Here is an 11,697-nt window from a genome sequence, read left to right as displayed (position 1 = left end):
TTTTTTTGATCAGGAGTCAGCGTGATTATTTCCAGACAGTTACCCAGGTTGTGTTTCGCAGGCGTGTTTCTGGGGCTGAGCGTCATGGCGCACGCGCAGAGTGAGTGGGTGCCGGCCGCAACCGAGATTCGCCGTACCAGTTTCGGTGTGCCGCACATTCGAGCCAACGACGAGCGAGGCCTGGGCTACGGTATCGGTTATGCCTACGCCCAGGACAACTTGTGTTTACTGGCCAATGAGATCGTCACAGTCAACGGCGAGCGTTCACGCTACTTCGGGCCCGATAAGCGCACGATCGAGCAACGCGAAAACCTGGCCAGCGATCTGTTTTTCACCTGGCTGAATACCCCGCAGGCTGTCTCTGGCTTCTGGCAGGCGCAAACGCCGGTCGTGCGTCAACTGATCGAAGGTTATGTCGCAGGGTACAACCGTTCACTGACAGAGCAGCGGGCACAAGGCTTACCGGCGCAGTGTCAGGGCGCGTGGGTGCGGCCGATCAAGGCGCAGGACCTGGTCAAGCTGACCCGCCGTTTGCTGGTCGAAGGCGGGGTCGGGCAGTTTGCTGAAGCCCTGGCCGGTGCCAGGCCGCCTCAGGCGGTCGCCCAGGCATCCGTGTCATCAGAGGCCTTCGCATTGGCGGCAGCACGTCAGCAGCGTTTTGCCCTCGACCGGGGCAGTAACGGCGTTGCCATCGGCAGTGAGCGCTCGTTCAATGGCCGCGGCATGCTGTTGGCCAACCCGCACTTCCCGTGGGTGGGTGGCATGCGCTTTTATCAAATGCACCTGACCATTCCTGGCAAGCTGGATGTGATGGGCGCGGCATTGCCCGGCCTGCCACTGATCAATATCGGTTTCAACCAGCACCTGGCCTGGACCCATACGGTCGATGCTTCCAAGCATTTCACGCTCTATCGGTTGCAGCTTGATCCGAAGGATCCCACCCGTTACCTGCTTGACGGCAAGTCCACACCCTTGAGCAAACAGACCTTCACGGTGCAGGTGCAACAGGCCAACGGCCAGGTCGAAACGGTGTCCCATGAGGTCTACAGCTCGGTGTTCGGGCCTGTGGTGCAGTGGCCCGGCAAACTCGACTGGGACCACCAGTTCGCCTATAGCCTGCGTGATGCCAACCTGGAAAACGACCGTGTCCTGCAGCAATGGTATGCAATGAACCAGGCGCGCAATCTCAAGGATTTCCAGGCCTCGGTGCATAAAATCCAGGGCATTCCCTGGGTCAATACCCTGGCGGTGGATGATCAGGGGCAGACGGTGTACATGAACCAGTCGGTCGTACCGAACGTCTCCGTGGCCAAGCTTGCGACCTGCAGTGACCCGAGCGCCGGTTTGCAGATGATTGTGCTGGATGGCTCCCGTAGCGGTTGTGCATGGGACATTGATACCAAGGCTGCCCAGAAGGGGATTTTCCCGGCCAGCCAACTGCCGCAACTGTTGCGTCGTGACTTCGTGCAGCACTCCAACGATTCCGCCTGGATGGTTAACCCGGTGCAACCGCTCAAAGGTTTTTCGCCGCTCATCAGTCAGGACGGACAGCCGCTGGGGTTACGCGCGCGGTTTGCGCTTGATCGCCTGCGCAGTTTGAGCGCTGCCGGCCCGATCAAGCCGGCTGATTTGCAGCGCATGGTGATGGACGATCAGGTGTACCTCGCCGATCAGGTCATGCCCGATCTGTTGCAGTTCTGCGCTGCGGGCCTGGGAACCGATGCCGCCATGCTGGCGCCACTGTGCGCCAGCCTCAAGGCTTGGGACCGCACCGCCAACCTGGACAGCGGCCTGGGCTGGGTACACTTTCAGAACATCATGGAACAGCTGGACGAAACCCTTGATCGCTGGCGCGTGCCGTTCGACCCTGGCAATGCACAACACACCCCGCGAGGCCTGAGTGTCGACCGGGCCGAGGTGGCCGAGGCGTTACGCCGTGCCATGCTGGCTTCGATGGAACAGGTCAAAAAAACCGGTCTGACCGAGCACAGCCGATGGGGCGACATTCAAGTGGTGACCCAGGGTACCGGGCAGACGCCCATCCACGGCGGTGCGGGGGAGCTTGGGGTGTACAACGCCATACAAAGCGTCCCGGGTGAGAACAATCAGCGTGAAGTGGTCAGCGGTACGAGCTACCTGCAAGTGGTGACGTTCGATGAGAAGGGGCCACATGCCCAGGGCCTGCTGGCGTTTTCACTGTCCAGCGATCCGGCCTCGCGCCACTCGAGTGATCAGACGCAGGCGTTCTCGCGCAAGCAGTTGAGCGAATTGCCCTTTACCGAACAGCAGATCAAGGCAGACCCTGAGTATCGGTTGCAGACATTGCGAGAGGGTGAGGAGCCGCACACGAACATGGCGCTGAAGTAAGTTCTGGCCTGCAAGGCAGAAGGCCGCTTCCCCTTTGGGGCGCGGCCTTCAGTTTTTCAGAGGGCGTTGCGGGATGGCGTTCAGTACCGGATTGCCGTCTTCGTTGCGTGTCAGGTAAACCGGCAGAACCTTGGGCAGCGAGGGCACCAGGCTCTTCACTTCATTGATGTTATAGATGCCACCGATGCGGATTGCGCCAGTGGCATCGTCTGCAGCCAACACCGGGGTGCTGAGGTAACGATTGATTAACGGCAGGGCATCGTTCAGTGCGAGGTTGTCGAGAATCAGCTTGCCGGAGCGCCAGGCCAGGGATGTATCGCTGGTATAGGTCTGGCTGATCTGCGGCTCATAGTCGCCCTGCTTGTAGCGTGCCTGCATGCCGGGGCCGAGGCGAAAACCATCGCCGGGGCGGGTCTCGTTACTGGTGACCACAACCGAACCTTCGAGCAAGGTCACGCGGACCTGATCCTGATACATCCAGACGTTGAATTGTGTGCCGGTCACACGGACCTGGCCCGCGGCAGCCTTGACCACGAACGGGTGCTGGGTGTCATGGCTGACCTTGAAAAACGCTTCGCCCTTTTTCAGGTTGACCTGGCGCTGGTCCTTGTAATTGCTGTACGTCAGGACCGTGCCCAGGTTGAGTTCGACTTCGCTGCCGTCGCTCAGGGTGACCTGTCGCACACGGTTGTCAGCCTCGAAACGTTCATAGGAACTGGGCACCCAGCCCAGGTTCCAGCCGGTAAAGGCGACCAGTGGCAGAGCGATCATGCAGACCGCGGCGGCCATCCCCCAGGTACGCCATTGTGTTTGGGGTTTGAACTGAGTGGTTGCCGTGGCGCTTTCGGTTCGCGGGAGGTGGTCGGCCACGTCCCAGATTTCCAGCATCGCTTCGTATTCGAATGCATGCAGGGGATGGGCATCGTGCCATTGCTTGAACGCCAGGCGTTCGTCGGTTGTGCAGTCGATGGCGTGCAGACGCATGCACCATTGGGCGGCGGCTTCCGTGACAGCGTCGTATTCGGCTTCTGAGAGGGTCTGTTCGCTCATTGACTCGTCCTGATTTGCTGCATTCTAACCTTCACGGGGGGCAACGAGAACCTGTGTCATGGCCAATAAACATCAACGTGGCGCTTATTTTCACTCAAAGGTTCTGAAAACACGGTCGGTTCAGCATTATTCACATAAAGCGTGAAAAATAAGTCCAGGCCACGACCGTCATTGTGATGGCGGCAGGTCCAAGGCACTGGCGCCACGTCAATGCCCGACAGATGCCCCAGACCTTTGGCTTTATGGCGTACGGATGTCGAGCTGGCGCCCGAGATGGCTGATCAGCCAGGACACCGAATCAGCGTTACCGAGTTGCACTTTCAACCGTGTCAGTGGGTCGGCCATGAATTTGATCCGGGCGCCAGCCAGGCTGTGCTCACCGGTTAATGCCAGAACATGGTTCAGAGCATCGTTTGAATTTTCATAAGTTGTGCTCCCCAGATCCTCCCAGGCGCCGCTGTGTGGATTGAATACCCGGAAGAGTCGATCGATGCGCGAGCGGCTCGACAGCGTTTCGCGCTGGATTCGATCCAGCCTGTTCTTGAGCGCCAAGGCGCGTGTGCTGGTTATCTCCAGCAGGTCGACATAGGGCTTGCTGGAATCCAAGTAAGAGATGTCATGAGTGTTGCTGGCGATATGCGAAAGCTCGTGGATCAGCGTGACGGCCCTAGCATGAGCGCTGATGGGGAAGTTCACGTCGGTCATGTAGTTACGGTAGTGGTCCATTCTTGGAAGAAAGAACTTTTCCAGTAAGTAGAGCTTGCGTCCTGTGTCATCCGCAATGATGAAAGCTAAAACCCCTTCAGGGTCTACACGGCTCGTTCCGACGACAAAGCGCTTGGAGTTGACGGATCTGAGGTCCGCATCCAGCAACGCGCCAAACACCTCGACAATGGCTTTTTCGAGCATCGTGACATGGTCGGGCAGGATGGCGGGCACACCCAAAAAGTCCTTGAGAAGTACATGCACCCGTGTCGTCTGTTGCGTGTTTGTCTTGATGACTCTGAGGTTCTGGAAGCTGTTCCAGGCGTAGGTGGTGGCAAGATCAAGCCCTTCATCAATCAGCCGAGCCCTGATCGGGTAGAGCTCACGAATCGAGCGCATACCGGTTGCCTCGACGTTCATCTCGCCTTGCCGGGATGAACGCGTCTTCAGGCGGTTGATCAGGCCGTAGCGTGGAGACGGCGGGGCGGGGGCCAGGGTCCACTGGTGAGTGGTGACCTGGCGAAGAAGCGGCCCGTCCCCATGTTCACTGGTAATGCACCACGGTGCGCCGCGTTTTTCGACGCGATACACCTTGCCGTCGACGGCCGCGTAATGCTTCTGCGTGGTCGGGTGGGTATAGAGGCCTCGTGCTGTGTCAGGCCTGAGGGCGCTCAGCGCTACATCAGTGCTTTCATGGCGGTGCAGCCGGGTTCGGTCGGGGGCGGTGATGTCGATGTCCTGCCACGGACGTCGCGCCGTTGGGGTTTCCAGTGACGGGTCGGGTTCGGCTTCCGCTGCGGCTGGCGAGTCCTCCATTGATTGACGCAGCATCGCCAGTTGAGCGATGCCGTTGATGAACGCCTTGAGCGCGCTTCCCCATTTGTGTTCCTGGAGGTCCTCGGCGGAGGCCTTGATCTCGCGATAGCTGTGCCACACCGTCAACGGGTACGCGAGTTTGCCGCTGAAAAATGTGAATGCCTGCTCCAGTGTTTCGACAAACACGTGCTTGACGGTTTTCCAGTCGCTCCTGGCGTTCGGGTCCGATTGGCTGCCGAGCAGTTGTTTGAGTAACTGTGTGTTGTCATCGAACAACAGGTTGAGCAGGTTTCCAGTGATCGGGTTAGCCGCCAGTTTGATCTCACTGGATTGATTGCCTGCTAACGCCCAGAGGTTTTTATAGGTGGCCCGCACGGCCGTGGGCAGGCATTTGAGCACCCAGTCCTGGAGCACGCCTTTTGCGTTGAGTTCGTCGAGCAGGCTGCTTTCAGTCTCATATTCCTTGAGCCCATGCGTGCGGCTGTAGGGTGCCCACAGGATATGAGGACCGCTTTTGCCCGCGCGTGGCCCGATCAGGTAGAGGCCCAGTGCCTTGGCCGCTTGCGCACCGGGCGTGGCGACCAACTCCAGCGGTCGGATCTGTGCCTCGACACCTGCCACTGATGCCCGCGCGATGGCGTCGGGCAGGTTAATGATTTGCGCAATGAAACTGAACCCGGTCGCGCTGAGACGCTGCTGGAGTTTTTCCGAATGCGCGTAGTGCAGCATTTGCCAGGGAAATTGCTGGATGAACCGTTTTTTTCTCGATTGGGCATCCGCACTGTCCGAGGCGAATGCCGTGTTCAGGACGGTTTGCTGGAGGTGACCGAGTTTCAGGTTGCGGACCAGTTTTTTCACATAAGCCACGTCCATTCCTGAAGGGAGGGTACTGGCGTTGAGGGTGTTCAACTGCTTGATCGCAACAGCGTCCAGGTCGTCAAAATGCGTCAGCGCGAAGTGGGTCAGGGTCTGGGTCAGCCCTGTGGTGGTCAGGCGCGGGTTGAACTGCAACTCAACGTTATCCGGATCGATGTCGTCCCGTGGAAAGGCGGCCTTGAGTTGTTTTTTCAGCTCCTCCCGAGCCGTGCTCGCCAGAGAACTCAGACCAGTCAGGTAGTCCTTGTCGCCCGGCGCATGGTTGAGGTACTGCTCAAGCAACTCCGCGTGCAGCACTTGATCGGCGATGGGCGCTTTCGCCAGCCAGGCCGGGAGTTTCTGTTCCGTGATGAGCGACTGGGCAATGCTCATCCCGCGTGTCAGTCCGGTTGCCGGTGTGCGTGAAACCATCAGGGCCAACAGTTTTTTCAGCATGGCCTCCGGCAGTGCAGAGGCAAATGCGCGCTCGATGGCGACGCTGTCCAGTTGGGCATACGGCTTTTGCAGATGATTGAAGAGGTTCTCGCGAACAACCTGCAGCGGTGCCAGGGTATACGTCTGCTGAGCCACGAGAGTGCGACGTTCAAGATTCTCCAGCAGGCCCATGCGTGTGTCCTCATCCTGCAGGCGTCTTTGCAGCTCCACTGTCAAGGGCACCACTGAGGCGAATGCTTCAAAGCCGAGTGCCGGTGTCCACAAAATTGCCCTGCCGGAGTGCACCGGGTCCAGCCCACCACGCTCAGTGAGCACGAAACAATTGGCCAGGTTCAACAATACCGGGGAAGTACCGGCCGTGACGGCAAGGGAAAAGACGTCGGGCAGAAAACCGTTCAGCGCGGCACGCTGATCACGCACGGGGCTGTCCAGTACCGTATTGATGAGGGCCTGGTCCGTGGCACTCAATGTGCGGCTCAGGGTTCGCAGCTTGAGTTCGCTGCGCAATGACACAGCAAGGGTATGCGCGAGTTTTGCGGGCAGGAGCTCCAGGAGCGGGGCTGTGGCCAGCTTCAGGTCATTAGTACTCTTCAGTGCATCCGGTAACACGAGGTGTTTTTCAAACTCCAGGTCCAGCGATGCGCCAATGCTGGAGAGTTGTGCCGACAGTTGTTTGGCAGACTCTGCACGGACAGTGGCCGGTTGGCCGCTCCAGCGCTGATCCATGTGGGTACTCCAGCGTCCGGTAGCGTCGTGGTCCAGCAAGCGCTTGTCGATCAAGTGGCGTACGTCCAGCGCATTGTCCATCAATGCCCCTGGATTCATGGCGCCTTCACTCTCTCGATAACGGCTCAAGGCGTACCTCAGATTCTGTGTTTGCTTGACCAGAACCTGACTCATCAAGTGTTCAAAAACCGGTCCGGTCATGGGCTCCCCGACGACCTCTCGTTCTGCCTGATCCATCGTCAACAGGGTGTTGCGCTCATCCAGTGCGAGGTAGTTGAGCAGGTTATCTTCGTGCCCCACGGCACCGAGCATCGCCAGTACGGTGGCGCGGATTTGCGACAGCGGGGTGGTGCTTTCAATGCCCCGGGCGTGGCTGTACATGAACGCGTTCGCGTTTGAGTCCCCGGGTGTGCTGAGCATCAGGGTCGTGGCCAGCTCCACGTAGTGCTTGAACGGTGCTCTGACCCACACCTTTTCAACGTGAACCCCGTGACCTGTTGCCGACAGATGGCGGGACGGGTGGCAGACACTCATCAGCCGCTGATGTTCTTCAGCGCTCAGCACGCCTTGTTGACGTTTGAGCAGCAGTTCCAGGCAGAAGGCATCGCTCATGCTGGTGGCGAAGAACTCCGCACGAGAAACTCCGGTGCTCATCGGACTGTTCCAGAACGTTTCAAGCAGACTCTGCAGGCGTGGCGTCAAACTCTGTGCGACCTCCTTTATCGTCGCCTCCCAGGCCTGATTATCGTCATCGCTGCTGGTGGCCTGTTTGGGGTTGGAGAAGTGCCGGAGTTCGCCTTCTGGCCAATGGTTGGTCAGGTAAATGTGCAGAACCGCATCGCTGAGGGTCATCGACGACAGTGGACGTTGATCGGCACGTGCCGCCGGGGAGGCAAAACTGTCCATGCGGGTGTGGCGTTGGTCCAGCGGGGTAAAGCGTTTGCGCAGGGCCACGTTCAGCGTGTCGTCGAGCATCGATTGCAGGGTTGGTGTCTGAATGAGTTCAGCGAGCATCGTCTTCACGTTCTGCGACTGATTCAGCGTCAGGTTTTTTTCCTGATCCTGAAACACGGCGCCCTCGATCCTCATTGTCGAGATCGCCGGGGTGCTGATGGCTTGCAATGAATGCCGCTGCTCAATGGACTGAAAACGCAGGAGCTCGTCCTTGATCGCGGGTTGGCTCAACCACTCCAGGAGCTTGCTGTTCACGTCGTCCTGGCTTGCAAACTTCATCAGCCCTCGAGAGGGCGTGTAGAGCATCACTTCGCCGCTGTCTCCCCGGCTCATCGCAAAGGCTCCGGCCAATGGCGTTGCGCTCTTGCCCGGCGGGGTCAGCAACACCTGGCTGGCCTGCATCGGGTCGGCGTCGTCAATGCGGGTGGAGTGGGTTGGCAGGTACACGCGCTTGAGCCATTTGAGGTCAGCGGTGGTGAAACCCAGTCGTTTCTCGCGCTCGCCGGGTTCTCGGGTGTAGGAGGCTCTATTGGCTTCGTCAAAGAAGTAAGGCAGAAGGGCGGTTGTCATGGTGATTCCTCGACCAGTAGCCATCCGTCGGTGATGGCGATGTGTGGGTGAGGAAAAACAGTAAGGGCACGCGCCGGTTCACGTGCGCTACATATAGCTGGGTGTGGCTGAACGCTCGCGCGTCTTGACAGAACGCCTGAAAAACAGCACTTAATCGACAAGATTCTGCGGGTTGTCCTGCAACCCGGATTCACGCTGTAGCCCGTATTCAATAATAAAACTGGAGCTTCAGATGCCTGTATCGCCCGAAATGGCCGTCAAGTCGAAAACCTCATCACTCAGTTTCGCGAAACTGGTCGAGTTGCTGACCCAGGTGTTTCTGCACCATGGCACGTCGGCGGAAGTGGCCAGGGTGCTCGCCCAGAACTGCGCCGGTGCCGAGCGCGACGGCGCGCACAGTCATGGCGTGTTCCGTATGCCCGGTTACGTGTCGACACTCGACAGTGGCTGGGTCAATGGCAAAGCCGTGCCGGTGGTGGAAGATGTGGCCTCGGGGTTTGTCCGCGTCGATGCGGGTAACGGGTTTGCGCAACCGGCGCTGGCGGCCGCCCGACCGTTGTTGGTGGAAAAGGCCCGAAGTGCCGGCATTGCAGTGCTGGCGATCCGCAACTCCCATCACTTTGCCGCGTTGTGGCCAGATGTCGAGCCGTTCGCCTACGAAGGGCTGGTGGCATTGAGTGTGGTTAACAGCATGACCTGCGTGGTGCCGCACGGTGCCGACCGGCCGTTGTTCGGGACCAACCCGATTGCATTCGCCGCGCCCAGGGCCGATGGCGACCCGATCGTCTTCGACCTGGCCACCAGCGCCATTGCCCACGGTGACGTGCAAATCGCCGCCCGCAAGGGTGAACGCCTGCCGGCCGGCATGGGTGTGGACAGCCTCGGTCAGCCGACCCAGGACCCGAAAGCCATTCTGGAGGGCGGTGCCTTACTGCCGTTTGGTGGCCACAAGGGCTCGGCGTTGTCGATGATGGTCGAGTTGCTGGCGGCCGCGTTGACCGGTGGGAATTTTTCGTTTGAGTTCGACTGGTCGAACCATCCAGGGGCTAAAACCCCCTGTACCGGTCAATTGCTGATTGTGATTGACCCCAGCAAGGCTGCCGGGCAGAGCTTTGCCGAACGCAGTCAGGAGTTGGTGCGGCAGATGCACGGCGTAGGGCTCAAGCGCCTGCCGGGTGATCGCCGTCACAACGAACGGGCCAAAGCCGCTGCCGAAGGCATTCACCTTGATGACCAGACGCTGGTGCAGTTGCGTGAACTGGCAGGGTTGTGAGGCGCATCAATTAAACCGAGCGCGCAGTTCGAAACACCAGTGATCCAATGTGGGAGCGGGCTTGCTCGCGAAGAGGGCATTGCATTCGACATCAATGCTGATGGTGAAGCCTTCTTCGCGAGTAAACCCGCTCCCACACAAGACTGACTTCTTTTTCAGCAAAGGGCATCAAGCCCCGGCACGCCGTTTCTCTGTGTTGTGTTTAACGACGCCCCAGCAACAACCCCACCACCAGGCCAAAACCGGCGGAGATCGCCACGGTCTGCCACGGGTGGCCGCCGATATAGGTTTGAGTCGCGTCGACCACCGGTCTGGTTCGCTCACGCACACTGGAAACCGCGTCTTGTGCCTGCTGGAGCTTGAGCACGATCTGGCCGCGCAGGCTCTCCGCTTCTTCTCCCACCAGTGCAGCGCTACTTTTGAGCAGTTTGTCCGATTCTTCAATCAGCGCCTGCAGCTCGCTGAACGCTTGATCCTTGATTTGGTCTTCGGCGACTTGGCTGGCATTTTTCCGGGCCATTGGGGGACTCCTTGCAATGAATGGACAGTGAACAATGGAGTCTGCCGCTTGCTGAAAAGTTGCAGCAATTTTGCGCAGATGCACACGGCGAGCGGAAAAACCAGACTCAGAGAATTCCACCTACAGTGTAAGATGTCGCCAATTTTACGCAGCAGGTAACTCCCATGAGCTTCAATCTGGCCGACAAGCCCCTGGCTGAGCGCGCAGCGCTCGAAGATGAAAAGTCCCGTCTGTTCGACCTCTGGCAGAGCAACCTGGGCAAGTCCAAAGGCGAGGCCGCCCGCTTGTTCGGTGAACGCTCCAAGCGCAAGGGTAAATGGGCCGAATGGGTACGCGCCGAACTGGACAGCATGTCGCCACCGGAATTTGCCAACATGGTGCGCAGCGAAGTCAATCGCCTGATGGCGGCCAAGTAGCAAAACTCGCCACAATCGCTTCGCGTACCTTCAGCAGCACCGGGTCCGGTTGGGCGTTGGTTCGCCAGCCCAACTCGATCGGATAGCGCGGCAGGGCCAACGGGCAGGGCAGTAGCGTCAACCCCGTGAATGCGGCAATGTGTCGGGCCGCATGGGCCGGAATCGTCGCCACCGCCTGACTGCCTTTGAGCAAATAGGGCAGGCCGGCAAAATGCGTGGTCGAGGCGCAGACGTGTCGGCGCAGGCCCAGCGCCGCCAACCCTTCATCGGTGATCCCGATAAACCCGCCAGATGACACCAGGATGTGCTCGCGGCTGACAAACTCCTCAAGGCTGATCGCCTGTTGCCCCGGCGCCAGGCTGCGCGGGTCCACCAGGCAGCGATAATCCCCTTCCCCGAGCACTTCACGGCTGAGCAGGCGCTGGGCAAACCCTCCGGCGGTAATCGCCAGGTCAATGCTGCGCTCCATCAACGCGGTGGCGACAATCTGGCTGTGGGTCTGGCGAAAGATCAACCGTAACCTGGGCGCACGCTGGGCAATCTCCTCGATCAGGCGACGGCCATAGGCAATCTCGAAATCATCCGACAACCCCAGTGTGACCGAGCGTCCCTCGTAGTGGCGGGCTGCCGGGTCGACCATGGCCAGGCTTTGCCGGCATTTGTTGAGTGCCTCGCTGACCACAGGTTTGAGCTGATTGGCCCGCAACGTCGGCGCCAGGCCCCGGCCGGTGCGCACAAAAAGTTGATCGTCGTACACCGCCCGCAGCCGTCGCAATGCCGCGCTGATGGCTGACTGCGTGACCCCCAGACGCAACGCGGCACGGCTGGCGCTGGACTCGTCGTGCAGGGCCTCGAAGACTTTGAGCAGGTTGAGGTCGATGTCTACAATATTCATGGGGCTCATATCATATTGAAGTGAAGGGGGCTTTATTCATGATCGACGGCGGCCGGAGAATGAGCAACACCTCAATGCTCAGGGAGTTACCGCG

7 protein-coding genes are annotated in these 11,697 nt (G+C 59.4%); 3 read left to right on the top strand and 4 right to left on the bottom strand.

Annotated features, from left to right (window positions below; all coding sequences use genetic code 11):
• Positions 1-21: 21 nt before the first annotated feature.
• Complete coding sequence (pvdQ, locus tag AC1Z1G_RS14015; RefSeq protein WP_483620673.1) at positions 22-2,367, top strand: bifunctional acylase PvdQ; 2,346 nt, start codon at positions 22-24, stop codon at positions 2,365-2,367.
• A gap of 48 nt (positions 2,368-2,415) precedes the next feature.
• On the opposite strand, the gene AC1Z1G_RS14010 is transcribed toward pvdQ, so the two are convergent.
• Together AC1Z1G_RS14010 and AC1Z1G_RS14005 are read right to left on the bottom strand one after the other, a co-directional pair.
• Positions 2,416-3,417, bottom strand: a complete 1,002-nt coding sequence (locus AC1Z1G_RS14010; protein ID WP_483620672.1) for a FecR family protein — start codon at positions 3,415-3,417, stop codon at positions 2,416-2,418.
• A gap of 240 nt (positions 3,418-3,657) precedes the next feature.
• Positions 3,658-8,499: a dermonecrotic toxin domain-containing protein gene (locus tag AC1Z1G_RS14005; RefSeq protein ID WP_483620671.1), complete on the bottom strand. Its 4,842-nt coding sequence runs from the start codon at positions 8,497-8,499 to the stop codon at positions 3,658-3,660.
• Positions 8,500-8,731: 232 nt separating this feature from the next.
• On the opposite strand from AC1Z1G_RS14005, the gene AC1Z1G_RS14000 reads away from it, so the two are divergent.
• On the top strand, positions 8,732-9,772 hold the full coding sequence (locus AC1Z1G_RS14000) for an Ldh family oxidoreductase (protein WP_483620670.1): 1,041 nt from the start codon (positions 8,732-8,734) through the stop codon (positions 9,770-9,772).
• Between the two features lie 202 nt (positions 9,773-9,974).
• Here the strand turns inward: AC1Z1G_RS14000 and AC1Z1G_RS13995 are convergent, their stop codons facing one another.
• Complete coding sequence (locus tag AC1Z1G_RS13995; RefSeq protein WP_483620669.1) at positions 9,975-10,292, bottom strand: ElaB/YgaM/YqjD family protein; 318 nt, start codon at positions 10,290-10,292, stop codon at positions 9,975-9,977.
• A 164-nt stretch (positions 10,293-10,456) separates the two neighbouring features.
• Here AC1Z1G_RS13995 and AC1Z1G_RS13990 point away from each other — a divergent pair, with 164 nt between their 5' ends.
• Positions 10,457-10,708 carry a hypothetical protein gene (locus AC1Z1G_RS13990; RefSeq protein WP_347900462.1) on the top strand — a complete coding sequence of 84 codons (252 nt, stop codon included), beginning with the start codon at positions 10,457-10,459 and terminating at the stop codon, positions 10,706-10,708.
• Here the strand turns inward: AC1Z1G_RS13990 and AC1Z1G_RS13985 are convergent.
• Positions 10,683-11,612, bottom strand: coding sequence for a LysR family transcriptional regulator (locus AC1Z1G_RS13985; RefSeq protein ID WP_483620668.1), 930 nt, complete (start codon positions 11,610-11,612; stop codon positions 10,683-10,685). The genes AC1Z1G_RS13990 and AC1Z1G_RS13985 overlap by 26 nt on opposite strands.
• Positions 11,613-11,697 lie beyond the last annotated feature (85 nt).

The organism is Pseudomonas sp. JL27(2026), assembly GCF_056933555.1.
The sequence above is the reverse complement of the archived record's forward strand: the minus strand, read 5'-3'. Positions and strand labels throughout refer to the sequence as shown.

What these genes read in the sequence shown, in the direction of transcription:
- AC1Z1G_RS13985 (WP_483620668.1), bottom strand. Translation starts at nt 11,612, where the DNA reads ATGAGCCCCATGAATATTGTAGACATCGACCTCAACCTGCTCAAAGTC.
- AC1Z1G_RS14005 (WP_483620671.1), bottom strand. Translation starts at nt 8,499, where the DNA reads ATGACAACCGCCCTTCTGCCTTACTTCTTTGACGAAGCCAATAGAGCC.
- AC1Z1G_RS13990 (WP_347900462.1), top strand. Translation starts at nt 10,457, where the DNA reads ATGAGCTTCAATCTGGCCGACAAGCCCCTGGCTGAGCGCGCAGCGCTC.
- AC1Z1G_RS13995 (WP_483620669.1), bottom strand. Translation starts at nt 10,292, where the DNA reads ATGGCCCGGAAAAATGCCAGCCAAGTCGCCGAAGACCAAATCAAGGAT.
- AC1Z1G_RS14010 (WP_483620672.1), bottom strand. Translation starts at nt 3,417, where the DNA reads ATGAGCGAACAGACCCTCTCAGAAGCCGAATACGACGCTGTCACGGAA.
- AC1Z1G_RS14000 (WP_483620670.1), top strand. Translation starts at nt 8,732, where the DNA reads ATGCCTGTATCGCCCGAAATGGCCGTCAAGTCGAAAACCTCATCACTC.